Source organism: Pseudomonas putida, assembly GCF_003228315.1.
In the GTDB taxonomy this organism is placed as follows: Bacteria; Pseudomonadota; Gammaproteobacteria; order Pseudomonadales; family Pseudomonadaceae; genus Aquipseudomonas; species Aquipseudomonas putida_S.
The window spans coordinates 191,528-215,889 of record NZ_CP029693.1 but is presented as its reverse complement, the minus strand read 5'-3'; the positions used below and the strand labels follow the sequence as shown (position 1 = coordinate 215,889).

The following is a 24,362-nucleotide window of genomic DNA, read 5'->3' as shown; positions in this document are numbered from 1 at the left end:
TTCTCCCTGAACTTGAAACCTTGCGTACAACAACCAACGTGATACGTCCCGGATACATCACGGCGTTGCGCTGTTTCCCGACTGTTACCTCAGCGCCGCGCTTGTCACTTCTGCGCCGTCGGGCAGCCCCCTAGAGTATGGCCGTCGGTGTGATTGCGGGGGCACCGGTTGTCGGCCCTGCATCACGTCGATCCCATAACCACGGAAGAGGTGAAATCATGAGTTTCGTCAAAGTGGAAAAAAACCAGGCCAGCGCCCCGTCGGAAGCTGACATGAAAAAAGCCATGGTCGAAGCCGGTGGCGTGCCGGGCGAGTGCACCGGCAGCAACGCGGCGCGAACCCTGACCTACACCGGTCTGGTCAATCACACGGTGTACGAAAACAAGCTGATCGAGGTTGCCAAGGGCAAGCGCACCAGCTGGAACTTCGTCTGGGCCGACGCACAGGCCGCCTGACGGCACAGCGGGGCGGCCTTCGGGTCGCCCCGCTGCTTTGCCCGCTGATACAACCCCGTTACTTCCCTGTAACTGCAAGACACTTAGCTCGCCTGCCCCTCGCGCCTAGAGTGAAGCCCTCGATGAGCCGCCGGCCAGATTGCCCGCCGCCCATTGATTGATTCCAACACCACACCACCAGGGAAGAGGGACACCATGAGCAAATCAATCGCTGTCAGCCAACAAAGCCAGCAGCTTCACAACGATGTGCAAGAAGCCGTCAAGTCGATCATGGGTGCAACGCAACTGAAGTCATCGGACTACGGCAAGGTACTGAGGGCCGCCCTGGCCGCTTCGCAGAAAACCGTCACCATCGAGATCGCCCCTGGCGATCTGACCTTGCTCAAGAAGTCCGGCTACAAACTGTGCTTTGCCAAGAAAGTCGGCGATGCCGACTACAACGTGGTCTGGCAGTCCTATGTCGATTACCTGAGCAACAACGAATTCAGCTGGACGCCGATGTACCAATTGTTTGCCTCCAACGTGTTCAAGGAGAACGTCCAGGTCAAAGTCTCGACCAACACCGTCAACATCGGCCTGGGGCAAACCTCGACACTCGATGAACACGGCCTGCTGAGCCCGGCCGTAACGGGCGGCCCGGACATTTCCATGACCTTCGTGAACAACTACGCTCCCATCCATCCGGGGATCAACCAGCTCTCCACCGGCATCGACGGCAATCAGGTCAGCACCCCGATTTACGTGGCGGTCGATCAGGTGGTCACCGGCAGAACCGTGCTGACCCCGGTCGAAACCATCCTCGTGTGGTTCGAGCAAAACGTACAGACGAGCACCATGTTCAGTACCTCTCGCTCCAAGGCGATCGAAATCGACCTGACGTTCGATAACACCGCAGGTCGCCTGTACGAAGGCGGTCAGTGGAAAACCGTGTAACTGCTGAACCGGGGCAACCGCGTGGTTGCCCCTACCTTCATTCATCGAGTACACCGCGAGCGAAGTAGCCCGACAGTGATTGGCAGATCGAGGCCGCCAGATCTTCCTGGGTCGCAATGCCGTAAGGCTGGTTGCGATCAAACTGCGCCGACCAGCGAATCCTTCCCTGCGCCACATCCACCAGGCGCAACGACGCCCGCACACGCGCCGGTTCGACCCGCACACTGCCCTCCAGACAAAAACTGTAACGTGCGCCCCGCCCGATTTCCGCGACCCTGGCGCTACCGCTCGGCACGCGCATCAATACGTGGCTGGCCCCGTTCGGCGCCTGTTCGAAGGACTCGAACAGACGACAACTCAACTCCTCGCACAGACCTCGTGCAAAGTCATCCCCCTCACGGGTGAGGCAGGTAAACGGCTGAATCTGCAGAATCGGACAGCGCACACCAAGGCCCTTGGGTCGCAGTCGCTGATACACCAGGCGATAACAGCCTGGCGGGATGCTCACGCGCACCGGATCCTGCTGACCGTTGCTGGCGTAGTGCGCCGCGAGCTTGCGTCGCAGCCGCCCCACCTGCACCCGCACCACCGGGTCGTCGCCGGTGCAGTACACCGCCGGGTCGCGGCGAAACACTGCAAGGCCGATGGCGTGCTCGGTCAGGGGAATGTTTGAAGATTGCAAGTCATGCTCGACCAGAAAACGTAACAAGCTGCCCATGCGTCGGGACTTGGCAAACTGGGGACTGGCCAGCAACGACGCCAGCACCCGCTCCATCTCTTGTGGGTCGAGCGGGTCGGGAAGCCCGTCCGCACTCGACCCGGCCATGTGATTGATCACCATCGCCTGCCTCCGTGCAGGTTGTCGACAGGAAGGGAGGTCGTACTCCGTGATTAGCGGCACCACGCAAACCCGTCGGGCCAGGGCGCCGCAAGGTCCAAGCGTAGCAGCCATGGACGGATCGGCAGGCAATCGCACTGATAGCCACCTGACATCCGACGAACGTTGAAATGAGCGTTTGCTCGAAGGTGCCGGTCACGCGCCTGTCATCAGCCGTTGATAACGTCCGCGGGTTTGCCCCGAAACATTCTCTTGCAAATGCCCTCCGCCAACCGCCCAAGGTGACACTTCCGGTGTACTCAAGCCCGACCCGCAAACCCTTCATCCTCAGGTCCGACGACATGAGCAGCGACGACTTCGGCGCGCTGTTCTCGAAGATGTTTGGCAACCGTTATTCCGACTCGCCGCCCATTCCCCGCCACATCATCATCGGCGGCGTCTACGGCCGGCACGAAGGTGTCAGTTTTCGCCGCATGCAGTACCGGGGCGATTTCACCGTGGAGTTTCCCGAGCCCTTTGACGAAATCACCTTTGTCATCCCCACCGCCGGCAAGATCATCTTCAACCATGCCACCGAGTCGGTGGGCTTTAGCCAGGTGGGCCTGGCCATCGACAAGGTCGATATTCGCTCGATGCGCTTCATCGATGATCACGCCCAGCACGGCCTGTCGATCAGCCGGGCGCTGCTCACCGAACGCCTGTCAGTACTGCTGGGCAAACCGATCCTGCACAAGCTGCGCTTCGAGCCCGTGGTGGATTTAAATGCGCCGGCGTTCCAGGGCATTCGGGCGCTGGTGGACCTGGCCACCGGCAGCGAGTTCGACCTGCTGCTCAATGCCGGCTCGCTGATGCCTTCGCGCCTGCGGGAAATGCTGGTGGATGCGGTGCTGGAGAGCTGGCCGCACAACTTCACGGCGGCCCTGCGCCAACCGGCCCCGCTGATCGCGCCACGACATGTGAAGCTGGCGGTGGAATACATTCAGGATCACCCCGAGAACCTGGTCAGTGGCACCGACCTCGCCCGATTGACCAACGTCAGCCTGCGCGCCTTGCAGGACGGTTTTCAGCGTTTCATCGGCACGTCGATCGTCGCCTACCAGCGGCAAGTGCGCCTGGAGCGTGCCTATGCCGCCCTCGCCCGGAACGCCGCGCCGTCGGTGACCGACGTGGCCGTGCAACTGGGCTTCAGCAATGTCGGGCGGTTTTGCCAGTACTTCCAGAAAGCCTATGGGGTCAGCCCGGCGGACGTCCGAAAAGGTCTGCGAACGGGCTACCCGTGAGGACAGGCCCAAGCCATAGCCTGGGCCATTGACCATCGGTCAGAACAGGTAGCTGGCCTTGAGGCTGCCGTAACTGCCATGGCTGTCACCGCCACCGCTGGCCCCCACTTCAGCCCCGACACTCAACGCTCCGAGGCTGGCCATAACGTTCACGCCTCCGGTGAATTGGTCACGGTTGTCGAAGGCTGCACGCTGCTCGACATCCAGGCCCAGCAGATGGCCCTGACTGTCGACTTCATGATCACCCAACACATGCTCGTAACCCACCTGCACACCCGGCACCAGCTGCCAGGCGCCCATGCCGATCGCTGCAAATGATGCATTGAGGTTAGCCACGGCACTCTGACGGGTCTCATGGATGCCATCGACATCGAGGGCCAGTTCGCTGCCCTTCTCCTGGAAGCCCGACAAATCAAGATGACTGACACGCACGCCGAGGCTTGGCTCCAGGGTCACGGTGTTGACCGGCACACGATAGCCCAGCGCCAGGGTCAACCCCGAAAGCGTGCCATGGCTGTCGCCCTTGGCTGTGCCCAGGCCATCGCCGAGTTCGCGCTTGCTGTCGTAGTCCAGGTAGCCGGCGCTGGCGTCGGCGTCGACAAACAGGCCACGCTCCAGACCATTGGGCGCAAAGCGTGCGCCGACGCTGATGAAGGTCAGGTCGGTATCCGCCTCGCCACCCGCCCCGCCGACGTTGCCACGGCTGTAACCGAAACCGCCGTGGGCGCTGAGCTGTTCGGAGAAACGCTGGGTGACGCCGACCATCATCCCCTGGCTGTGCTCGTTGCTGCTGGAAGCGTGGGACGATCCGTCGGTGCCGAAGTAGCCGGCCAGCGCGGTGCTCCACAGGCGATATTGGCCGACCTTCAGGTCCGTGCCGCTGGCGTAAGGTGCGGCGGCCTGCTCGATCAAGGCGTTCTGGCGCAGCAGGTAGCTGGCGGCGTCGGCATGCACTTGCCCGCCGACGGTGGATTCCACACCGGCGAGCGTCCCGGCATCGATCGCCGATTGCAGGTAATAGTTGTAGGCGCTGTAAGTGCCCGACAGACGGGTGTTCTGCAACTGTTGCAACAGCTGCGCACCGGCCGCGGCATTACCCAACAGACCCGCCTGCCCCGGCAGGCTGTTGTACTCGACCATCTTCCCGCGCAGCACGTAGATGGTTTCCTGGGACAGCCCCAGCCCTTGCTTGAGGTAGTTATCCATGGTGCCGTACTGCGCCGTCACCTGGTCCAGACCTGCCTGAAGGTAACTGGCATCCACGCCGATCATCGGCCCATAGATGGCCGCCATGGCCGGGGGCATCGCCGCCAGGGTCGCCTTGATACGGGCGGCGGTGTAGTCGTTGGTGGCCAGGTAATTGCTCATGATGGTGGCGTCGTCGACCCCGGCGATGCTCTGCAGCACTGCGGCGGTCCAGCCGGTGCGGTCCTTGCCGGCGGTGCAATGGAACAGCGCGGCACCGTCGACGCCGGCCAGCTCGTTGAACAACACACCCAACTGACCACGCATCCCCGCGTCACTGACGAATGCGCGGTTGGTTTCCTGCATCATCGCGATGGCATTGGCGGCGCTGGTAATCGAAACCGTGGTGATGTTCGACCCGGACGTGGTGCCGCCGATGATGTCGATGTTGCTGTAGGTCGCACCGGTGAGCAGCGTATCGGGGGTGGCGGCGATTTCCGCCGGGGTGCGCAAATCGAAAATCGCCTTGATGCCCAGGCTATTCAAGGTGGCCAGGTCCGCCGGCGACGGGGTCAGCGCATTGGAGCGGTAAAACACCCCGGCGCGCATGGTGCCGTCGTGGGCCGTGGTGTAGGCGGTGGTGAGGCCGGCGACATCCCGGAAATTGTCGATGCTCCTGAGTCTCGGGGTATTGAGCTCCACAGGCTCGGCGGCCTGGGCGGCGGCGATGGACAGGCTTAAAACGGACAGCGAACAGAGAAGACGTTGAAACACGAGACAGCCTCATTCAAGACACATTGGGCTGCCTACTATCTGTATCGAAACGCCGACGAACATGACAAATTCCGCAAAAACGCAAATCACAGCGCGATGTGTCCGCGCCATTCGCGTTCTGTCCGTGGAGTGTGCCTTTGCGCCAATTTCCAGATGAAAAAAAACCGCATCGCTGCGGTTTTTTTTGGCCCTGGCTTGTCGCTTCAGGCATTCACTCAATGAGACTTGTGCGCTCCGGTCACGGCGGCCTTGCTCAGCGCTTTGCTGTCGTGAACTGGCTTGGTGGCCGAAATGGCCCGAGCCTTGCTGACGCCACGAGTGTCCTTGGAGTGGGCGACACCGGAGGTCGCGACGCCGTGACCGTTGTCATCGTTACGCTCACTACCGAAGTGATTGCCACTTACCCCGTGGTTGCGGGTCGCCTTGCCGGCATGATCGCTGGCCAGTCCCTTGCCGTGGCCATTGCTGGAGGTGTTGCCCGCGTGATCCGACCCGTTACGACCGCCGCCAGCACCAGCGCCATGACCGCCACCGTTACCTGCGCCGTTTCCGCCACCGTGACCACCACCATTCCCGCCACCGTTGCCACCGCCGTGACCACCACCACCACCACCACCACCACCACCACCTTCCTTGGCGTGTGCGGCGTTGATAATGGATAGGTCAGCAGGCAGTAACGGAGCGGCTGCGAGCATCAGGGCGCAGGACAGGACAGCGGCGAGACTTTTGTTATTTAAAAGCATGATTGCTTCCACAGGATTGATATCGCGTGCTATATGACGCGGTAACCCCCTTTCAGTTCAAACCCTCGCGACGGACGGAAAGTCCCCCTGAAACGTCAATCAAAAGCCCCGTTGAGCACCTCGTAAATCAGCCCGGTGGCCAACGCGACCAGGATCAAGTCGGCGCCCGCTTGTTGCCATTCGTACCCGTCATAATGCGGCAATCTGCCGATCAGCCGGCCATCGAGCTTTTTGGCAATCCCCGGCGGTAGCGGTTTGCCTCGGGCAAGGTTCTTTTGAATCCCGGGTGGCAACGCCGGGCCGGGCGTCCAGTATTCGCGATAGCCGCCGACCACTCCCAGAACACTGGCGCGATTGATACTCGGGCCATACTCCCAATCGCCTCCCTCTGACTTCTTGCCTTTGTTTCCATGGGCGCCCGAGTCCTGGGCAGTATGCGGATTGCCCTTGCCGTTTCCCTGGCCCTTTCCATTACCGGGATCGGCCCATGCGGTCACCGGGCCGGTAACCAACGCAAGGCAAACAACAGCGGCGATCAATGAGCGGGATCTGCGCATGAGTCGTTCCTTCAAGTCAGGCCAATGCCTGTGAATTTTAGACGTTGCGGATGACGTGAGTTCCACCTGACCCCGCAGATATAACCCCAAAAAGCTGACCCTCTTCACACATCGAGACGTCAGGATCTCAGGATCCCAGGCCAATGCCTGCGCAACTGATAACGCTTCCCTTCCGCTTAAACAGGTCCGACTACGGAAATTGAGCAAAAAAAACCGATGCTTTATGGGCATCGGTTCTTTTATCAACCACGGCAAATGCGATTTCTGCCTGTCGCAGTATCAGAAGTTCGCCGGCGTGTTGGCGCTGATGATCTCCGCCTCATCCTGGCCGACATTGCGGAAGCGGTGCGGCAAGGTAGTCGGGAAGTAGTAGCCGTCCCCTGCCCCCAGGATGCTGACCTGACCATCCACGGTGAGCTCAACCGTACCCCGCGTGACCAACCCGCACTCCTCGCCTTCGGCGTGCACGATCGGCTCTTCACCGGAGCTGGCGCCGGGCGCGTATTGCTCGCGCAGCAGGCGCATCTGGCGGCTCGGGATGGAGGCGCCGATCAACAGCAGGCGCAGGCCGTGGCGACCCAGGTCCGGTTGTTCGTTGGCGCGGAAGACGTATTGGTGTTCGCGCGGCGGCTGGTCGAAGGTGAAGAAGTCCGCCAGGGACATGGGGATGCCTTCGAGCAGCTTTTTCAGGGAACTGACCGAGGGGCTGACGCGGTTCTGCTCGATCAGCGAGATGGTGGCATTGGTGACGCCGCTACGTCGGGCCAGCTCGCGCTGGGACAGTTTGTAGCTTTCGCGTACTAATTTGAGTCGTGAGCCCGTATCCATGACAGCCTTATATGCCAACCCGTAGGAATGAGCTTGATTGCGATGTGGATCTGACCTTCAACATGGATGTTGGCTGAACCTACGCTATCGCGAGCATGCTCGCTCCTACAGTGATAATGGAAGGGTGGAGAGCAGGCGCGGATAACGCCGTTTTCCGGTCCCGGAAACGTGAAAGGCGGCTATTAAATCACGTTTGTCGTTGTTGCAAAGCAGGTTCGATAAACGGCTGAAAAAAAGACCCATCAGTTCTGATATTGCATCAACTGTGGGAGCGAGCCTGCTCGCGATGACGGTGTGTCAGGCGACATTGATTTTGGCTGATATGCCGCCATCGCGAGCAGGCTCGCTCCTACAAGGGATTGCGGTATTTTTGGCAATTAAAAAGCCGGCGATACCCTTTGGGGCCACCGCCGGCGAGGTAACGCTTAGATCCCGAACCGATCGCGCAGCGAGTAGTAAACCGCGCCCATGGCGGTGAGCGGCGCGGAGAACGTGCGTCCGCCGATCATCGGCATGTGTGGCAAGGAGGCAAACGCGTCGAAGCGTTCGGCGTCGCCACGGATCACTTCCGAGATCAGTTTGCCAGCCAGGTGCGAGCAGGTGACGCCGTGGCCGCTGTAGCCCTGCATGTAGTAGGCGTTCTTCTCGATACGGCCGAATTGCGGCATGCGCGACATGGTCAGCAGGAAGTTGCCGGTCCAACTGTAGTCGATCTTCACGTCCTTCAATTGCGGGAAGGTCTTGAGGATTTTCGGACGGATCAGTTGCTCGATGTCGTTCGGCTCACGAGCCCCGTAGACCACGCCACCACCGTAGAGCAAGCGGTTGTCGGCGGTCAGGCGGAAGTAATCGAGCAGGTAGTTGCAGTCTTCGACGCAGTAGTTGTTGGTGATCAGGCTCTTGGCCTGTTTCTCCGTCAACGGCTCGGTGACGACGATCTGCGAGCCGCAAGGCATGCTCTTGCTGGTCACGCGATTGTCCAGGCCCTGCGGCAGGTAGGCGTTACCGGCAATCAGCAGGTACTTGGCCCGCACCACGCCCTTGGCGGTGCGCACGACATTCGGCTCGCCGTAGGTGATTTCCACCGCCGCCGATTGCTCGAAGATCTTCCCGCCCAGGCCGATGATCGCCGAGGCTTCGCCCAGCGCCAGGTTCAGCGGGTGAATGTGCCCGCCCTGCATGTCCAGCAAGCCGCCAACATAGTTGTCGCAACCCACTTCGCGCTTGATGTCCGACTCACTGAGCAGGGTCAGGTTCTTGTTGCCGTAGCGTTCCCAGGTTTTCTTCTGCTCGGCCAGGCCCTTGAACTGCTTCTTGTTCAGTGCCGCGAAGATGCCGCCCGGACGGTAGTCACACTGGATGTCGTAGTGCTGTATGCGCTGACGAATGATCTCGGCGCCTTCGAAAATCATGCTGCCGAGCACTTCAGCGGTCTTGTCGCCATAACGCGACTCGATGACATCTACGTCGCGGCTATAGGAGTTGACCAATTGACCGCCGTTGCGACCGCTGGCACCGAAGCCGACCTTGGCCGCTTCGAGCACAGTGACGCTGTAGCCGGCTTCAGCGAGGAACAGTGCCGAGGACAGACCGGTATAACCGGCACCGATCACGCAGACGTCGCATTCCACCAGCTCTTCGAGTACCGGGAAATCGCCGGTGAAGTTACGGGTGGCTGCGTAGTAGCTGTTTACATGTTTCATAAGATTCTCCGATGGCCGCCAGCACAACCGGCGGCCGCCGTTTTTGTTGTTATTAGAGCTTGATCCAGGTCGCTTTCAGCTCGGTGTACTTGTCGAACGCGTGCAGCGACTTGTCGCGGCCATTACCCGATTGCTTGAAGCCACCGAACGGTGCGGTCATGTCGCCGCCGTCGTACTGGTTGACCCACACGCTGCCGGCGCGCAGGCCACGGGCGAAGGTGTGGGCCTTGCTCAGGTTGCTGGTCCAGACGCCTGCGGCCAGGCCGTAGATGCTGTCGTTGGCGATCGCCAGGGCTTCTTCGGCGGTGTCGAAGCTGATGACCGACAGCACCGGGCCGAAAATCTCTTCCTGGGCGATGGTCATGGCGTTGGTCACACCGTCGAAAATCGTTGGCTCGACGTACTGGCCACCGGTCTCTTCAAGGGTGCGGCTGCCGCCGGCGATCAGTTGAGCGCCCTGCTCCTTGCCGATGCCGATGTAGCGCAGCACGTTGTCCAGTTGACGCTGGTCGACGACCGCGCCCACGGTGGTTGCAGGATCGAGCGCGTGCCCCGGTTTCCACGCTTGCAGCGCTTCGACCAACAGCGGCATGAACTGCTCGTGAACCGAACGCTCGATCAGCAGGCGCGAACCGGCGGTGCAGACTTCGCCCTGGTTGAAGGCAATGGCGCCTGCTGCGGCCTGCGCTGCGGCGCGCAGATCCGGTGCATCGGCGAACACCACGTTCGCGCTTTTGCCACCGGCTTCAGCCCAGACGCGTTTCATGTTGCTTTGCCCTGCGTAGATCATCAGCTGCTTGGCAATCGCGGTGGAGCCGGTGAAGGCCAGCACGTCGACGTCCATGTGCAACGCCAGCGCCTTGCCTACGGTATGACCGAAGCCTGGCAGCACGTTGAACACGCCTTTCGGAATGCCGGCATCCAGCGCCAGTTGCGCGATGCGAATCGCCGTCAGTGGCGACTTTTCCGAAGGCTTGAGGATGAACGAGTTGCCCGCCGCCAGCGCCGGGGCGAATTTCCAGCTGGCCATGATCAGCGGGAAGTTCCACGGCACGATGGCCGCGACCACGCCGACTGCTTCGCGGGTCACCAGGCCGAGTTGATCGTGAGGCGTGGCGGCCACTTCGTCGTAGATCTTGTCGATGGCTTCGGCGGTCCAGCGGATTGCGTTGGCGGTCGCCGGGATGTCGACGTTCATCGAATCGCTGATGGGTTTACCCATGTCCAGGGTTTCCAGCAGCGCCAGTTCTTCGCGGTTGGCCAGGATCAGGTCGGCGAAACGAATCAGGATGCGCTTGCGTTCGGTCGGGGCGAGTTTGGCCCAGACGCCGGATTCGAATGTGCGACGAGCCACCGCGACCGCGGCATTGGCATCGGCTTCGTCGGTGCTGGCGACATTGGCCAGGAAGCGACCGTCCACGGGGCTCACGCATTCAAACGTGGCACCGCTGGCAGCCGCGCAATATTGACCGTCGATGAAGGCACGGCTTTCGATGTTGAGGGACTGGAAGCGTTGTTCCCAGTCGCTGCGGGTGATTGTCATGGTTGTGACTCGACGCAGGGGAATAAGTGATCGCAAGACCTGTGGGAGCAAAGCTTGCTCGCGATAGCGGTGTGCCAGGCAACATCAATGTTGATTGATCCGCCGCCATCGCGAGCAAGCTTTGCTCCCACAGTTGATGAGTGGTGTAAGCAGGGAATGCGTACACCACTCAATCCATCAAACGGTATGCAAGTACCAGTTGTACTCAAGGTCCGAGATGGAGTTTTCAAACTCGGCCAGCTCGCTTTCCTTGCACGCCACGAACACGTCGATGTACATCGGGTCGATGTACTTGGCCATGACCTCGCTGTCGTCCAGCACGCGCAATGCATCGCGCAGGTTGTTCGGCAGGCTCTGCTCGTTCTGCTCGTAGCTGTTGCCTTCCACCGGGGCAGGCGGCTCGATCTTGTTCGTCAGGCCGTGGTGGATACCGGCCAGCACCGAGGCCATCAGCAGGTACGGGTTGGCGTCGGCACCGGCGACACGGTGTTCGATGCGCACGGCGTCCGGCGAACCGGTCGGCACGCGAACGGCCACGGTACGGTTGTCGATGCCCCAGCTCGGCGAGTTCGGCACGTAGAACTGCGCACCGAAACGACGGTAGGAGTTGACGTTCGGGCACAGGAAGGCCATCTGCGCCGGCAGGGTCTCCAGCACACCGCCGATCGCGTGACGCAGCGCGGCGTTCTGCTCGGGATCCTCGCTGGCAAAGATGTTGTTGCCTTCCTTGTCCAGAATCGAAATGTGCACGTGCAGACCGTTACCCGCCTGGCCAGGGTACGGCTTGGCCATGAAGGTGGTGTCCATCTCGTGGTCGTAGGCGATGTTTTTCACCAGACGCTTGAGCAGGACCGCGTAGTCGCAAGCCTTTATAGGGTCGGCCACGTGATGCAGGTTGACTTCGAACTGCGCCGGGGCGCTTTCCTTGACGATGGCGTCAGCCGGGATGCCCTGCTCTTTCGCGCCTTCGAGGATGTCCTGCAAGCAGTCGACGTACTCGTCCAGGTCGTCGATCAGGTACACCTGGGTCGACATCGGACGCTTGCCCGACACTGGCGAACGTGGCGATTGCGGACGGCCGTTCACGTTGTCCTGGTCGATCAGGTAGAACTCCAGCTCGAACGCGGCGCAGATGGTCAGGCCCAGATCGTCGAACTTGCGCACGATATTGGCCAGTACTTCACGCGGGTCAGCGAAGAACGGCTCGCCTTCCAGTTCGTGCATGGTCATCAGCAGTTGCGCGGTCGGGCGCTTCTGCCATGGCTCGATGCTCAGGGTGCCGGGAATCGGGTAGCAGATCCGGTCGGCGTCGCCGATGTCCAGGCCAAGGCCGGTGCTTTCCACCGTCGAGCCATTGATGTCCAGTGCAAACAGGGACGCCGGCAGGTTGATGCCTTTCTCGTAAACCTTATGAAGACTGGTGCGCTCGATGCGCTTGCCGCGCACCACACCGTTCATATCCGCAATCAGAAGGTCGACGTACAAAACCTCAGGATGTTTCTTAAGGAATGCGTTTGCTTCGTTGAGTTGAACGGCACGCAGAGGGACCGACATGATGCACCTATTTTTTACTGTTAATTATTATGTTCACCGCCCTTTCACGCAGCCAGTCAATCCGAAAGACCAAGTGATGTCAATAGTTAACACCCAGCCGCTCAGCGTTTATTTTTGGGCCTCTTAGCGGCACGCATGTACCAATATTATTACCAAACATGCGTAAAACCTGGGGGTCGGACGTGCGGCGTTTATAATTTTTGACATTAGAGTTGTTAATTAAAATCAACGAGGCTAAGCTCCGGAAAAGCTCGTTCAAGTGTCAAACTTCGAGGTGAATAAAAATGGCATTCAAGCCATTGATCGGCGTTACTGCGTGCGTCAAACAAATTGGCCTGCACCCCTACCACATCAGCGGCGACAAGTACTTGCGTGCTGTCAGCGTTGCGGCGCTGGGGCTGCCTGTCGTCATTCCTTCCCTGGCCGAACTGACCGAAATCGAGGACCTGCTGCCGCAGCTCGACGGTCTGTTGCTGACCGGCTCGCCATCGAACGTGGAACCCTTCCACTATCAAGGCCCCGACAGCGCCCCCGGCACCGAACATGATCCCCAGCGGGATCGCACCACCCTTCCCCTGATCCGCGCGGCTATTGCTGCTGGCGTTCCGGTGCTCGGCATCTGCCGTGGCTTCCAGGAGATGAACGTGGCGTTCGGCGGCAGCCTGCATCAGAAGGTGCATGAGCTCCCCGGCTTCCTCGATCACCGTGAAGCCAACCATCCTGAGCTGGCCGTGCAGTACGCACCGGCCCACGCGGTCACCGTGCAAGAAGGCGGCGTATTCCAGGCGCTGGACTTGCCACCGGTGTTCCAGGTCAATTCGATTCACAGCCAAGGCATCGACCGCCTCGCTCCCGGCCTGCGCGCCGAAGCCGTCGCGCCTGATGGCCTGATCGAAGCGGTCTCGGTGGAAAACAGCAAGACCTTCGCCCTCGGCGTGCAATGGCACCCGGAATGGCAGGTGCTGGACAACCCGCCTTACCTGCGCATTTTCCAGGCGTTCGGCGAAGCGTGCCGGCAACGGGCGGCGCTGCGAAACGCGCGCTGACCTAAAACACCGACATCCATTTACTGCCCCCGTGAGCCAGTCGGGCGTGCCTCTGCGCGCCCGCCTATCACGACAACAACACACTGCAATAACAACAAGTACCGCAGCCAGGAAGGCGGCACCGAATAAACCCGAAAGGAGCGGCAACGCAATTCCCTGTAGGAGCGAGCCTGCTCGCGATGAATGTCCGGACACCGCGGGCATTCAGACCGCCCGCGTCATCGTTGGCGTCCATCGCGAGCAGGCTCGCTCCTACAGTGGCAGGCGTTACCCGCCCCCGGGTTTGCAATCAACTATTAAGTCGGGCCACGTTGGCCCGGCGACTGAAATCTGTTGGGAGTTTCACATGGCAAACGCCTCCAGCACTTACAGGAAGGCTCTCGAAGGTCAGCAGGCACCGAAAAAGGTCCTGGTAAAAGTCGATCGCGTCACCAAGAAATTCGACGAAACCACCGCCGTGGACGATGTGTCCCTGGAAATCCATCAGGGCGAAATCTTCGCCCTGCTCGGTGGCTCCGGTTCCGGTAAATCGACGCTGCTGCGCATGCTCGCCGGCTTCGAACGCCCGACCGAAGGCCGGATTCTGCTTGATGGCGTGGACATCACTGACATGCCGCCCTACGAGCGGCCGATCAACATGATGTTCCAGTCCTACGCCCTGTTCCCGCACATGACCGTGGCGCAGAACATCGCCTTCGGTCTCAAGCAGGACCGTTTGCCCGCTGCCGAAATCGACGCCCGTGTGCAGGAGATGCTGCGCCTGGTGCACATGACCCAATACGCCAAGCGCAAACCGCACCAGTTGTCCGGCGGCCAGCGTCAGCGTGTGGCCCTGGCCCGCTCCCTGGCCAAGCGTCCGAAGCTGCTGCTGCTCGACGAACCGATGGGCGCGCTGGATAAAAAGCTGCGTTCGCAAATGCAGCTGGAACTGGTGGAGATCATCGAACGCGTCGGCGTGACCTGCGTGATGGTGACCCACGACCAGGAAGAGGCCATGACCATGGCCCAGCGCATCGCCATCATGCACTTGGGCTGGATCGCCCAGATCGGCAGCCCGGTGGATGTCTACGAGGCTCCGGTCAGCCGCATGGTCTGCGAATTCATCGGCAACGTGAACGCCTTCGAAGGCACGGTGGTGGAAGACCTGGAAGGTCACGCGATCATCCACAGCCCGGACCTGGAGCAGAAGATCTACGTCGGCCACGGCGTCAGCACCTCGGTGCAGGACAAGTCGATCACCTACGCGATCCGTCCGGAAAAACTGCTGGTCAGCACCACCAAGCCCGACACCCGCTACAACTGGTCCAGCGGCAAGGTGCACGACATTGCCTACCTCGGTGGCCACTCGGTGTTCTACGTCGAACTGCCTGGCGGCAAAGTCGTGCAGTCGTTCATGGCCAACGCCGAACGCCGTGGTGCACGTCCGACCTGGGACGATCAGGTCTACGTGTGGTGGGAAGATGACAGCGGCGTGGTACTGCGCGCATGAAAACCTTCAATCAGCAATTCCTGCGCCTGGTGCCCAGCGGCCGAAAGATCGTGATCGGCATTCCATTCCTGTGGCTGTGCCTGTTCTTCATGCTGCCGTTTTTCCTGGTAATGAAGATCAGCTTCTCCGAAGCGGCCCTGGCCATTCCGCCCTACTCGGAGATCTACACCTACGCCGAGCAGAAATTCCAGTTGATGCTCAACATCGGCAACTACACGTTGCTGGGTGAAGACGAGCTGTACCTGTCGGCTTATCTGGGTTCGTTGAAGGTCGCGTTTTTCAGCACGCTGATGTGCCTGGTGATCGGTTTCCCGATGGCCTACGCCATTACCAAGGCGAGCAAGGAAGCGCAGAACGTCCTGATGCTGTTGATCATGATGCCGACCTGGACCGCGATCCTGATCCGCGTGTATGCGTGGATGGGCATCATCAGCAACAACGGTCTGCTCAACGCTTTCCTGATGTGGACCGGGCTGATCGATCACCCGATCGAGATCCTCAACACCAACACCGCCGTCTATATCGGCGTGGTGTATGCGTATCTGCCGTTCATGGTGCTGCCGCTGTACGCCAACCTGGTCAAGCACGACCAGAGCCTGCTGGAAGCCGCCTCGGACCTGGGTTCGAGCACCTTCAACAGCTTCTGGAAAATCACCGTGCCGCTGGCCAAGAACGGCATCATCGCCGGCTGCATGCTGGTGTTCATTCCGGTGGTGGGCGAGTTCGTGATTCCGGAGCTGCTGGGCGGCCCGGAGACCCTGATGATCGGTCGCGTGCTGTGGCAAGAGTTCTTCAATAACCGCGACTGGCCGGTGGCTTCCGCCCTGGCGGTGGTGATGCTGTTGATCCTGATTGTGCCGATTCTGCTGTTCAACCGCAGTCAGGCCAAAGAGATGGAGGCACGGGGATGAAACGTTTCGGTTTCTCAAAAATGATGCTGTGGCTCGGCCTGTCGTTCATCTATCTGCCGATGCTGATTCTGGTGATCTACTCGTTCAACGCCTCGAAGCTGGTGACGGTGTGGGGTGGCTGGTCGTTCAAGTGGTACGCCGGCCTGCTCGACAACGCACAGCTGATGGGTTCGGTGGTGCGCTCGCTGGAAATCGCCTGCTACACCGCGGTCGCGGCAGTGGCACTGGGCACCTTGGCGGCGTTCGTGCTGACTCGCGTTACCCGCTTCAAGGGTCGCACGCTGTTCGGTGGCCTGGTCACCGCGCCGCTGGTGATGCCTGAGGTGATCACCGGTCTGTCGCTGTTGCTGCTGTTCGTGGCCATGGCGCAGCTGATTGGCTGGCCGATGGAACGCGGCATCGTGACGATCTGGATCGCTCACACCACGTTTTGTGCCGCCTACGTTGCAGTGGTAGTCTCCGCCCGCCTTCGCGAGCTGGACCTGTCCATCGAAGAAGCGGCCATGGACCTGGGTGCCAAGCCGTTCAAGGTGTTCTTCCTGATCACCATCCCGATGATCGCGCCATCCCTGGCAGCCGGCGGCATGATGTCGTTCGCCCTGTCCCTGGATGACCTGGTACTGGCGAGCTTCGTTTCCGGCCCGGGTTCCACAACCCTGCCGATGGAAGTGTTCTCGGCGGTGCGCCTGGGCGTGAAGCCCGAGATCAACGCCGTGGCCAGCCTGATTCTGCTGGCGGTGTCGATCGTGACCTTCATGGTCTGGTACTTCAGCCGCCGCGCCGAAGCCAGCCGCAAGCGGGCGATCCAGGAAGCGATGGAACAGACGGCGAGCGAATCCTGGCAACAACCGCAACGGACCGCTGCAACCGCCTAACCCCTCTGTAGGAGCGAGCATGCTAGCGATGGACGTCAACGATGACGCGGGCTACCTGAATAAACGCGTCGTCCTTGAGTTTTTCGCGAGCAGGCTCGCTCCTACAGTGGAGCGCGCAGCGTTCCTGCCACAGATGTGTGTCGTGTGATTTTGAATAAGAAAAGCTCTTCAGTAAAAAGAATGGAGTTGTACCGATGAAAATGTTTGGCAGGACTCTGCTGACACTGTCCTTAATGGGCGCAATCGCCGCTGGCGCCCAAGCCAATGACAAGGTACTGCGCGTCTACAACTGGTCGGATTACATTGCCCCGGACACCGTCAAGAAGTTCGAAGACGAGACCGGGATCCAGGTGACCTACGATGTGTTCGACAGTAACGAAACCCTCGAAGCACGCCTGCTGGCGGGCAAGTCCGGCTACGACATCGTCGTGCCGTCCAACAGTTTCCTGGCCAAGCAGGTCAAGGCTGGCGTCTATCAGGAACTGGACAAATCCAAGCTGCCTAATTGGAAAAACCTCAACCCGGTGCTGCTGAAAAACGCCTCGGCCAGCGACCCGGATAACGGTCACGCCTTCCCGTACATGTGGGGCTCGATCGGTATCGGCTTCAACCCGGAAAAGGTCAAGGAAGTGCTGGGCGCCAACGCCCCGACCAACTCCTGGGACCTGTTGTTCAAACCGGAAAACGCCGAAAAACTCAAAGCCTGCGGCATCAGTTTCCTCGACTCACCGACCGAGATGATCCCGGCCGCCCTGCACTACCTGGGCTACCCGGTGAACGACCAGGACAAGGCGCACATTGCCGAAGCCGAAGCGTTGTTCATGAAGATTCGTCCGTCGGTGTCGTACTTCCATTCCTCGAAATACATCTCGGACCTCGCCAACGGCAACATCTGCGTGGCCGTGGGGTACTCCGGCGACGTGCTGCAGGCCAAGGCCCGCGCCCAGGAAGCCGGCGACAAGGTGAAGATCGACTACAGCATCCCGAAAGAAGGCGCCGGCAGTTTCTACGACATGGTCGCCATCCCCCGCGATGCCGCCAACGTCGAGAACGCCTACCTGTTCATGAACTTCCTGATGCGCCCGGACATCATCGCCGAGATCACCAACAACATCGGCTACAGCAACGCCAACGCGGCGGCCACGCCCTTGGTGGATGAAGCGATTCGCAACGATCCGGGTTCGTACCCGTCGCAGGAAACCATGGCGACCTTGTATGCGATTCCGGATATGCCGATTGGTGTGCAGCGGGTCATGACCCGGGGTTGGACCAAGGTGAAGCTGGGCAAGTAATTCGCTCAACAGACTGTTGAATTTGATACCGCTATCGCGAGCAGGCTCGCTCCTACAGTTGAAATGCATTCCCCTGTGGGAGCGAGCCTGCTCGCGATGAGTTCGGAACATTCAATACACATTTCATATCTGCCTTTTTCTCTTCATGCAGCGCCTTACCACCGCTGCATTGCTCACCTGGCTCCTCGGTTAAGGTGAAGTTCGGCGCCCTCGGGCGCCTTTTTTATTGGTCGCGCAATGGCCATCGGGCCAACGCGTGATAGCGGCCCTTGCGGGATTCGAACAGGGTGAAATGGTCGGCGCGCAGGAAGAACTCCGGTGCCGTGGGCGACTCCGGCGCGGGCGCGCGATAGTCCCGGGCCAAAGTCAGGTGCGGGCGAAATTCCTTCGATGTTTCCTCCAGGCCGAACGGCAGCAGCGCCTGCTCAAGGTCATACACCAGGCGCAGCAACCCCGGCGGCGCCTGCTCCGGGGCCAACACCAGCACCCCTGCTCTGCGCCAGACATCCAGCCGATCCAGCACCACGGTCAAGCGCTCAGTCGACGCATGCACAGACATCACGGCGTCACAGATCGCCGCAATCTGCGCGGCATCGACCGAGCCCAGAAACTTAAGCGTCAGGTGAAAGTTCTCTGCCGGTACCGGACGTCCGCTGCGCAGTTGCAAGGTGCTACGCCATTGGGCAATGGCCTTGCGTTGCGCGGGTGCACAATCGAGGGCAAAAAACAGTCGTTTGAAGGGTTCGCGGGATTCGTCGCTCATCGGTGGCACCTCCTGACATCCAAGTTATAGTTCATGCAACCGCTTGAACTGGAGGGGGCCATGCGAGAAATCATCAGCAAGGAGCCATGGTGGGCCGTGCCACCGAAACCCGGTCAGGATGAGTCCGAACTGGAATGGGGCTGGCTGGTTCATTACAACGAAGGCGAGCCGCGTTTCGAATTCGTCAGGGAACGACCGACGGACAGTGAGATTCTCAACCGCAAGAGTTGCAGGATCACCCCGACGCCGGAGTGACCCTGCACAGCCGGTTCACGCCTTCACGATGATTTCAAAGCCACCGAAGATCATCCGCTGGCCATCGAATGGCATGGGATTGACGTCCGGCTTCATCCTCGGGTCGGCCATCATTTTTTCCATCGCCGCGTCGCTGGTGGCCTTGTCCGGCCATATAAGCCAGCTGAACACCACGGTTTCGTCGGGCTTGAGTTTCACGGCCATGGGAAACGACGTCAGCTTGCCATCGGGCACATCAAGGCCCCAGCACTCGACCACATCCAGGGCGCCGCTTTCCTTGAACAACGCGGCGGCGATTTCGGCGTGCTTCTTGAACTTCTCGCGGTTGGCGGTGGGCACTGCCGCGACAAAACCATTGACGTAGGACATGGGTGTTCTCCTTGGCTCATGGGGTGATCTGCTTGATAGTCGATTGGCTCGGGCTCAACTCGACATTTCCGGCATCCAGCCCGACCGGCGGTTGCGCGCTGGCCGCCAGGTTGCCTTCGATCTGCGAGGCCATGTACAGGGTGCCGGCCATGACACCGGTGGTCGGGTTCTGCACCAGCTTGGTCCAGGCCTTGTCGAAGGTGTTGCCCAGGCTGCTGCGAATCAGCGCCTCGCTGTCCGGCCGGTCGGCGGCCTGGATCAACGCGCGAACGCCCGCGACGCCCACGGTAATCAAGCCACCGGCCAGCTTCCCTGCAGCCGCCGCCACGGCACTTGCCGCGCCACGGGGTGCCATTTCGGCCTCCATGCGTTGGCTGGCGCGCTTGGCCACCGGCGCCATCGCGGTGTCGGTCGACCCGACGCCCTTGTCGCCGCCGGCCTTATGGATCTTGTCGATCAACGCGGCGTAGGCCGGCAAGGTGTTCAGCGGCTCGGCGTAGACAATCTGGTACAGCGAAGCGTTACGGGCCGGCGGCGGCCCGAGGGCAATGGCAGGGATTTTCTGGATGCGCCCGTTGAGCTGGGGCATCGGCACGCCGTGGCGCTGGGAGATTTTCTGCAGTTCTTCCTTGAGGATGTCGATGTAGAACGCCGAGGCCAGGCCCAGAATCGCATCCGGATCGATTTCCACCGCGACCGGCGCCAGCACCTTCTCCTGGTAGGCCTCCAACAGGTAGGCGGCCAGGCGTTTTTCCGAAGCGTCCTTCTCGCCCTGGGCGCTGATGGTGTACCAGCTGACTTTCATCGACAGCCATTCCTGGGTCCAGTAGCTGCTGAACCAGGGGATGAAGTTTTCTTCGGTCAGTTGATAGACCCGGGTGCGCCAGTAGTCCATGGCACCTCGGGCGTAGATCTTGGTCTGCTCCGTGGCGGACTGCGACGCCTCGATGATTTCCCGGTCTACCTGCTGCCAGGTGCTTGGCGCAATCATCACCTGCGGCACTTCCACCGGCGCGCGGGGTGGCGTGGCACATCCGGCCAAGACCACCAGCACGGCGACGATCAGCGAACGCAGGTTCAAGATCGCGGTTCCTTGAAGTCGGGCGCCGAACCCATAGGGGGCGCTCAAAGCCCTGAATTGAGTATAGGTGGCGGCCATTGTCCACCTGGTTTTGATGGTGCTCTCTCAGGCCCCATTGCGGGCAAGCCTTGCTCCCACGGATATGCGGCGTGCGCCTCCAAACCTGTGGGAGCAAGGCTTGCCCGCGATGGGGCCCGCAAGAACACCGACGAACCGACCATCACTCCCATCGATATTCACAATCGCCACGATTGCCTTCCGCCCCGCCGCCGTCAGCGTAGGATCGATCTCAACCCGACACGAAACCCTGTAGCGGAGGGTCGAATCATGGTGATCCATCTCCTGACCTGTCTGGCCCTGACGGCCTTCACGTTGAGCGTATTTGCCTGGTTCGTCCTTACCGAGGAGCGCACGTCATGATCACCGAAGTCACCCTGGCCGTGAGCTTTGCGGTATTCGGCAACAACTACTACGAGCAGACCTACGAGTCCCGTAAGGAGTTGACCCTCGTGTTCGACGAAAAATTCGAAGACTTGCTGATTCCCGCTGCCGATCATCACTTCAGCAACGAAGTGGTGGGCCTGAACGATCAGTTCCGCTTCCTGAATGACGTGCTGGCCGAGCATTTGCTCGAAGTTGAACTGGCGGCGACCGCCCGTCGCAATCATCAATATTTCTGAGCCGACGCCCTCCGTCGTCGACTTGAACTGAACTCCGTGTGCTTGCTCCCCAACACTGAAAGGTGGCGGGGAGCTTTTTTTTGCGTTATTGCCCGCACACCTCCCGCAAACAACCCCGCAACCAGCGATGCACCGGGTCGGCGTCCAGACGCGGGTGCCAGAGCATGGCCACGGTAAAGTCCGGCAACGTCAGCGGCAGCTCGAAGCTGTGCAGGCCCGCCCGCAGATTGGCCGTGTGGCGCTCCGGTACGCTGGCGATCAGCTCGCTGGTTCGGGCCAGTGCCAGTGCAGTGGAGAAGCCGGGGACGATGGTTGCAATGTGCCGCTGCAAGCCGAGCGGCGCCAGGCAATCGTCAATCAGTCCCTTGTCCAGCCCCCGTCGCGAAACACTGATGTGACGGCCGGCCGCATAGCGCTGCGGGGTGATCTGGCCCTCGCCCAGCGGATGGCCGAGCCGCACCACGCCGATGAAACGATCACGGAACAATCCCTGGGTGCGCAGTTCCGGGCTGGCGGCCTTGCCGACGACACCGGTTTCCAGATCAACCGTACCGTCGCGCAGCCCTGAACTGTCCTTGTCGGGCTTGTGCATGAAGCGCAGGCGCACGCCCGGTGCCTGCTCGGCAAGGCGGGCGATCAGCGCGGCACCGAAGTTTTCGACAAAACCCTCACTGGTGCGCAGGGTGAAGGTGCGCACCAATTGCTGAAGGTCCGGTTGTTCGGCCGGGCGCAGCACGGCTTCGGTGTCCTGCACCAACTGATTGACCCGTTCACGCAGCTCCAGCGCCCGGGGCGTCGGCACCAGCCCGCGCCCTGCCCTGACCAGCAGCGGATCACCGGTGGTTTCGCGCAGGCGCGCCAATGCCCGGCTCATGGCGGACGGGCTCAGGCGCAGGCGCTTGGCCGCTGCGGCGACACTGCCTTCGGTCAGCAGGACGTCGAGGGTGATCAGCAGGTTGAAATCGGGCGAGGACATGAGTGGCGCCTTCTGGCTCAAGTGAAGTGGCGTTCAATGCATGTATTAACTGCAACCCATGCGTCTTCCGCCATGTTAGGCGCGAACGTAGATTGGTGGTAGCTCCAATCGGGAGCGGTCACAAAGGGGGTGCACCATGAATTCCACTACAGCCGCCACGGCAGATAGCCAACGAACCCCGTCAATCAGGTGGGCACTGGCCAGCCTGTCGCTGTCGATGCTGCTGTCATCACTGGGCACCAGCATTGCCAACGTCGGCCTGCCGACATTGGCCGAGGTATTCGAGGCTTCCTTTCAGCAAGTGCAATGGGTCGTTCTCGCCTACTTGCTGGCCATTACCACGCTGATTGTCAGCGTCGGTCGCCTGGGCGATCTCATCGGTCGACGCCGCCTGCTGTTGTCCGGGATAGGCCTGTTCAGCGTGGCGTCGGCCCTGTGCGGCATCGCACCGAGCCTGGAACTGTTGATCGGCGCGCGGGCGCTTCAGGGCCTGGGCGCGGCGATCATGATGGCGTTGACCCTGGCGTTTGTCAGCGAGACGGTGGCCAAGGACAAGTCCGGCAGCGCCATGGGGTTGCTCGGCAGCATGTCGGCCATCGGTACGGCAATGGGGCCGGCGCTGGGTGGCTTGTTGATTGGTGAATTCGGCTGGCGCGGGATTTTCCTGATCACCGTGCCCCTGGGGCTGCTGACCTGGCTGCTGGCCAAGCGTCATTTGCCGGCCGACCGGATGAAAGCCCAGACCCCGGGGACGACGTTCGATTGGCCGGGCACGCTGATGCTCGCGTTGACCCTCGCCGCCTATGCGCTGGCCATGACCCTTGGTCGTGGACATTTCGGCGTGCTCAATCTGGCGTTGATCGTTCTGGCTTGCGTGGGTGCCGGGGTGTTTGTATGGGTTGAGCAACGGGTCGCTGCGCCGTTGATTCGCCTGGCGATGTTCCGGGACCGGCCACTGCGCGCCAGCCTGCTCATGAGTCTGTTGGTGGCCACGGTGATGATGGGCACGCTGGTGGTCGGGCCGTTCTATCTGACACAGGCCCTCGGGTTGGGCACGCTCGAGGCGGGAGCGGTGCTGTCCGTCGGCCCCTTGGTCGCGGCCCTGACGGGCGTACCGGCCGGACGCATCGCCGATCGATTCGGCGCCCGGCGCATGACCCTGGCCGGGTTGCTCACCATCGGCCTTGGCTGCGTGCTGCTGGCGCTGTTGCCGCGCAGCCTCGGGGTTGTCGGCTACATCGTGCCAATGGTGGTGGTGACGTTGGGTTATGCCGCGTTCCAGACGGCGAACAACACGCAGGTCATGACCGATGTTCAGCCCGAACAACGGGGGGTGGTGTCAGGCCTGCTCAATCTGTCGCGCAACCTGGGGTTGATCACCGGGGCTTCGGCACTGGGCGCGGTGTTTGCCCTGGCTTCTACGACGATGGAACTGGGTGCCGGCGCCGGGATGCGCGTGACCTTCGTCGTGGCATCGGGGTTGATCAGCCTTGCCTGCCTGATCGCCATCACCCTCTGTAGGAGCGAGCCTGCTCGCGATGGTCGTCAACGATGACACGGGAAACCTGATGCCCCGTGGCGTCCTTGCGTCCATCGCGAGCAGGCTCGCTCCCACAGGGGACGTTTGTGTTTATTGCTTGAGGATCACCAGCGGCGCGTCCTTCTTGACGATGTAGGTCGCCAGTTCCGAAGCCTTGCCCTTGCCGACGTTCTTCGCCACGTGGGCCGTACCGGCCGGGATGTACAGGGACTCGCCGGCGTTGAGCACGACGTTCGGCTGGCCCTCAAGCTCGTACTCGAAGGTCCCCGAAAGCACGTGCGCCACCTCGACACCCGGATGAGCATGTCGTGGCGAAACGACGCCCGGATCGAAATCGACGATCACCTGGACCACTTCCTGCCCCTGGACATCCAGGTCACGCTTGATCAGGTCGGTACGCTTCAGGCCAGTTTGCCAACTCTTGGCAGGCGCCTGGCCGGTGGAAGCTGGCTTGGCTTCATCAGCGTGAGACACACCGCCAAAAACGGTCAACGCTGTCGCGACGAAGGTGCCGCCGAGCAGGCAGGCTATTTTTGTCTTGTTATTTCGGGACATCGCAATTCTCCAATGAGCGCGGGGTAAATAGCGCGGGGTGCCTTGATCAGGCAGGCCCATTACGCGCTCGCCCTGTATCCCGCGCGTGTCGCCCAATGCCGTTTTTTGTATGCGCAAGTAGCTGTCGGTGTACGAGA

24 protein-coding genes are annotated in these 24,362 nt (G+C 61.0%); 11 read left to right on the top strand and 13 right to left on the bottom strand.

The genetic code is table 11. The annotated features are described in order from the left end of the window. Nucleotides 1–218: 218 nt before the first annotated feature. Entirely contained in the window at nt 219–455 is a 237-nt protein-coding gene (locus DKY63_RS01035) for a hypothetical protein (RefSeq protein ID WP_110962381.1), read from the top strand. Nucleotides 456–650: 195 nt separating this feature from the next. After that, on the top strand, nt 651–1,388 hold the full coding sequence (locus DKY63_RS01030; RefSeq protein WP_110962380.1) for a hypothetical protein: 738 nt from the start codon (nt 651–653) through the stop codon (nt 1,386–1,388). A 37-nt stretch (nt 1,389–1,425) separates the two neighbouring features. Here the strand turns inward: DKY63_RS01030 and DKY63_RS01025 are convergent, their stop codons facing one another. Further along, nucleotides 1,426–2,229 (bottom strand): hypothetical protein, encoded by an 804-nt coding sequence (locus DKY63_RS01025; protein WP_110962379.1) that lies wholly within the window; start codon nt 2,227–2,229, stop codon nt 1,426–1,428. A 338-nt stretch (nt 2,230–2,567) separates the two neighbouring features. Between DKY63_RS01025 and DKY63_RS01020 the strand changes: the two genes are divergently transcribed. After that, entirely contained in the window at nt 2,568–3,506 is a 939-nt protein-coding gene (locus DKY63_RS01020; RefSeq protein WP_239499360.1) for an AraC family transcriptional regulator, read from the top strand. Nucleotides 3,507–3,545: 39 nt separating this feature from the next. Here the strand turns inward: DKY63_RS01020 and DKY63_RS01015 are convergent, their stop codons facing one another. The 7 genes from DKY63_RS01015 to DKY63_RS00985 all read right to left on the bottom strand — a co-directional run bounded on the left by DKY63_RS01015 (nt 3,546) and on the right by DKY63_RS00985 (nt 12,393). After that, on the bottom strand, nt 3,546–5,465 hold the full coding sequence (locus DKY63_RS01015) for a tyrosine-protein phosphatase (protein WP_110962377.1): 1,920 nt from the start codon (nt 5,463–5,465) through the stop codon (nt 3,546–3,548). A 215-nt stretch (nt 5,466–5,680) separates the two neighbouring features. Next, complete coding sequence (locus DKY63_RS01010; RefSeq protein ID WP_110962376.1) at nt 5,681–6,208, bottom strand: hypothetical protein; 528 nt, start codon at nt 6,206–6,208, stop codon at nt 5,681–5,683. Between the two features lie 95 nt (nt 6,209–6,303). Beyond that, nucleotides 6,304–6,765 carry an anti-virulence regulator CigR family protein gene (locus tag DKY63_RS01005; RefSeq protein WP_110962375.1) on the bottom strand — a complete coding sequence of 154 codons (462 nt, stop codon included), beginning with the start codon at nt 6,763–6,765 and terminating at the stop codon, nt 6,304–6,306. Nucleotides 6,766–7,044: 279 nt separating this feature from the next. Continuing rightward, nucleotides 7,045–7,593: a cupin domain-containing protein gene (locus tag DKY63_RS01000; protein WP_110962374.1), complete on the bottom strand. Its 549-nt coding sequence runs from the start codon at nt 7,591–7,593 to the stop codon at nt 7,045–7,047. 425 nt (nt 7,594–8,018) lie between these two features. After that, nucleotides 8,019–9,296, bottom strand: coding sequence for an NAD(P)/FAD-dependent oxidoreductase (locus tag DKY63_RS00995; RefSeq protein WP_110962373.1), 1,278 nt, complete (start codon nt 9,294–9,296; stop codon nt 8,019–8,021). A 52-nt stretch (nt 9,297–9,348) separates the two neighbouring features. Further along, nucleotides 9,349–10,839: an aldehyde dehydrogenase gene (locus tag DKY63_RS00990; RefSeq protein ID WP_110962372.1), complete on the bottom strand. Its 1,491-nt coding sequence runs from the start codon at nt 10,837–10,839 to the stop codon at nt 9,349–9,351. Nucleotides 10,840–11,016: 177 nt separating this feature from the next. Continuing rightward, nucleotides 11,017–12,393 (bottom strand): glutamine synthetase family protein, encoded by a 1,377-nt coding sequence (locus DKY63_RS00985; protein WP_110962371.1) that lies wholly within the window; start codon nt 12,391–12,393, stop codon nt 11,017–11,019. Between the two features lie 284 nt (nt 12,394–12,677). On the opposite strand from DKY63_RS00985, the gene DKY63_RS00980 reads away from it, so the two are divergent. The 5 genes from DKY63_RS00980 to DKY63_RS00960 all read left to right on the top strand — a co-directional run bounded on the left by DKY63_RS00980 (nt 12,678) and on the right by DKY63_RS00960 (nt 18,006). After that, nucleotides 12,678–13,439, top strand: coding sequence for a gamma-glutamyl-gamma-aminobutyrate hydrolase family protein (locus DKY63_RS00980; RefSeq protein WP_110962370.1), 762 nt, complete (start codon nt 12,678–12,680; stop codon nt 13,437–13,439). A 346-nt stretch (nt 13,440–13,785) separates the two neighbouring features. Next, entirely contained in the window at nt 13,786–14,928 is a 1,143-nt protein-coding gene (potA, locus tag DKY63_RS00975) for a polyamine ABC transporter ATP-binding protein (RefSeq protein WP_110962369.1), read from the top strand. Between the two features lie 29 nt (nt 14,929–14,957). Beyond that, the gene (locus tag DKY63_RS00970; RefSeq protein WP_204354333.1) at nt 14,958–15,839 is read left to right on the top strand and encodes an ABC transporter permease subunit; all 882 of its coding nucleotides are present in this window, start codon (nt 14,958–14,960) and stop codon (nt 15,837–15,839) included. After that, a complete protein-coding gene (locus DKY63_RS00965) occupies nt 15,836–16,714 on the top strand; it encodes an ABC transporter permease subunit (RefSeq protein WP_110962367.1) in 879 nt (292 codons plus the stop codon). Before DKY63_RS00970 ends, DKY63_RS00965 begins: the two co-directional genes overlap by 4 nt. Before the next feature lie 194 nt (nt 16,715–16,908). Further along, a complete protein-coding gene (locus DKY63_RS00960) occupies nt 16,909–18,006 on the top strand; it encodes a polyamine ABC transporter substrate-binding protein (protein ID WP_110962366.1) in 1,098 nt (365 codons plus the stop codon). Between the two features lie 223 nt (nt 18,007–18,229). Here the strand turns inward: DKY63_RS00960 and thpR are convergent, their stop codons facing one another. After that, nucleotides 18,230–18,769, bottom strand: a complete 540-nt coding sequence (gene thpR / locus DKY63_RS00955) for an RNA 2',3'-cyclic phosphodiesterase (RefSeq protein WP_110962365.1) — start codon at nt 18,767–18,769, stop codon at nt 18,230–18,232. Nucleotides 18,770–18,829: 60 nt separating this feature from the next. On the opposite strand from thpR, the gene DKY63_RS00950 reads away from it, so the two are divergent. Further along, complete coding sequence (locus DKY63_RS00950; RefSeq protein ID WP_110962364.1) at nt 18,830–19,024, top strand: hypothetical protein; 195 nt, start codon at nt 18,830–18,832, stop codon at nt 19,022–19,024. 15 nt (nt 19,025–19,039) lie between these two features. On the opposite strand, the gene DKY63_RS00945 is transcribed toward DKY63_RS00950, so the two are convergent. Together DKY63_RS00945 and DKY63_RS00940 are read right to left on the bottom strand one after the other, a co-directional pair. Then, complete coding sequence (locus DKY63_RS00945; RefSeq protein WP_110962363.1) at nt 19,040–19,393, bottom strand: DUF1428 domain-containing protein; 354 nt, start codon at nt 19,391–19,393, stop codon at nt 19,040–19,042. A gap of 16 nt (nt 19,394–19,409) precedes the next feature. Next, nucleotides 19,410–20,474, bottom strand: a complete 1,065-nt coding sequence (locus tag DKY63_RS00940; protein ID WP_110962362.1) for a hypothetical protein — start codon at nt 20,472–20,474, stop codon at nt 19,410–19,412. Between the two features lie 416 nt (nt 20,475–20,890). On the opposite strand from DKY63_RS00940, the gene DKY63_RS00935 reads away from it, so the two are divergent. After that, on the top strand, nt 20,891–21,154 hold the full coding sequence (locus DKY63_RS00935; protein ID WP_110962361.1) for a hypothetical protein: 264 nt from the start codon (nt 20,891–20,893) through the stop codon (nt 21,152–21,154). 85 nt (nt 21,155–21,239) lie between these two features. Here the strand turns inward: DKY63_RS00935 and DKY63_RS00930 are convergent, their stop codons facing one another. Beyond that, nucleotides 21,240–22,130 (bottom strand): LysR family transcriptional regulator, encoded by an 891-nt coding sequence (locus tag DKY63_RS00930; protein ID WP_110962360.1) that lies wholly within the window; start codon nt 22,128–22,130, stop codon nt 21,240–21,242. Between the two features lie 136 nt (nt 22,131–22,266). Here DKY63_RS00930 and DKY63_RS00925 point away from each other — a divergent pair, with 136 nt between their 5' ends. Then, complete coding sequence (locus DKY63_RS00925; RefSeq protein WP_110962359.1) at nt 22,267–23,685, top strand: MFS transporter; 1,419 nt, start codon at nt 22,267–22,269, stop codon at nt 23,683–23,685. A gap of 75 nt (nt 23,686–23,760) precedes the next feature. On the opposite strand, the gene DKY63_RS00920 is transcribed toward DKY63_RS00925, so the two are convergent. Next, the gene (locus DKY63_RS00920; RefSeq protein ID WP_110962358.1) at nt 23,761–24,225 is read right to left on the bottom strand and encodes a cupin domain-containing protein; all 465 of its coding nucleotides are present in this window, start codon (nt 24,223–24,225) and stop codon (nt 23,761–23,763) included. Nucleotides 24,226–24,362 lie beyond the last annotated feature (137 nt).

Excerpts from the sequence above, each read along its gene's own strand:
- DKY63_RS00950 (WP_110962364.1), top strand. The coding sequence starts at position 18,830 with ATGCGAGAAATCATCAGCAAGGAGCCATGGTGGGCCGTGCCACCGAAA.
- DKY63_RS00965 (WP_110962367.1), top strand. The coding sequence starts at position 15,836 with ATGAAACGTTTCGGTTTCTCAAAAATGATGCTGTGGCTCGGCCTGTCG.
- DKY63_RS00990 (WP_110962372.1), bottom strand. The coding sequence starts at position 10,839 with ATGACAATCACCCGCAGCGACTGGGAACAACGCTTCCAGTCCCTCAAC.
- DKY63_RS01020 (WP_239499360.1), top strand. The coding sequence starts at position 2,568 with ATGAGCAGCGACGACTTCGGCGCGCTGTTCTCGAAGATGTTTGGCAAC.
- DKY63_RS01005 (WP_110962375.1), bottom strand. The coding sequence starts at position 6,765 with ATGCGCAGATCCCGCTCATTGATCGCCGCTGTTGTTTGCCTTGCGTTG.
- DKY63_RS00980 (WP_110962370.1), top strand. The coding sequence starts at position 12,678 with ATGGCATTCAAGCCATTGATCGGCGTTACTGCGTGCGTCAAACAAATT.
- DKY63_RS00995 (WP_110962373.1), bottom strand. The coding sequence starts at position 9,296 with ATGAAACATGTAAACAGCTACTACGCAGCCACCCGTAACTTCACCGGC.
- DKY63_RS00920 (WP_110962358.1), bottom strand. The coding sequence starts at position 24,225 with ATGTCCCGAAATAACAAGACAAAAATAGCCTGCCTGCTCGGCGGCACC.
- DKY63_RS01035 (WP_110962381.1), top strand. The coding sequence starts at position 219 with ATGAGTTTCGTCAAAGTGGAAAAAAACCAGGCCAGCGCCCCGTCGGAA.
- DKY63_RS01000 (WP_110962374.1), bottom strand. The coding sequence starts at position 7,593 with ATGGATACGGGCTCACGACTCAAATTAGTACGCGAAAGCTACAAACTG.
- DKY63_RS01010 (WP_110962376.1), bottom strand. The coding sequence starts at position 6,208 with ATGCTTTTAAATAACAAAAGTCTCGCCGCTGTCCTGTCCTGCGCCCTG.
- DKY63_RS00985 (WP_110962371.1), bottom strand. The coding sequence starts at position 12,393 with ATGTCGGTCCCTCTGCGTGCCGTTCAACTCAACGAAGCAAACGCATTC.
- DKY63_RS01030 (WP_110962380.1), top strand. The coding sequence starts at position 651 with ATGAGCAAATCAATCGCTGTCAGCCAACAAAGCCAGCAGCTTCACAAC.
- thpR (WP_110962365.1), bottom strand. The coding sequence starts at position 18,769 with ATGAGCGACGAATCCCGCGAACCCTTCAAACGACTGTTTTTTGCCCTC.
- DKY63_RS00925 (WP_110962359.1), top strand. The coding sequence starts at position 22,267 with ATGAATTCCACTACAGCCGCCACGGCAGATAGCCAACGAACCCCGTCA.
- DKY63_RS00930 (WP_110962360.1), bottom strand. The coding sequence starts at position 22,130 with ATGTCCTCGCCCGATTTCAACCTGCTGATCACCCTCGACGTCCTGCTG.
- DKY63_RS00960 (WP_110962366.1), top strand. The coding sequence starts at position 16,909 with ATGAAAATGTTTGGCAGGACTCTGCTGACACTGTCCTTAATGGGCGCA.
- potA (WP_110962369.1), top strand. The coding sequence starts at position 13,786 with ATGGCAAACGCCTCCAGCACTTACAGGAAGGCTCTCGAAGGTCAGCAG.
- DKY63_RS01025 (WP_110962379.1), bottom strand. The coding sequence starts at position 2,229 with ATGGTGATCAATCACATGGCCGGGTCGAGTGCGGACGGGCTTCCCGAC.
- DKY63_RS00945 (WP_110962363.1), bottom strand. The coding sequence starts at position 19,393 with ATGTCCTACGTCAATGGTTTTGTCGCGGCAGTGCCCACCGCCAACCGC.
- DKY63_RS00935 (WP_110962361.1), top strand. The coding sequence starts at position 20,891 with ATGATCACCGAAGTCACCCTGGCCGTGAGCTTTGCGGTATTCGGCAAC.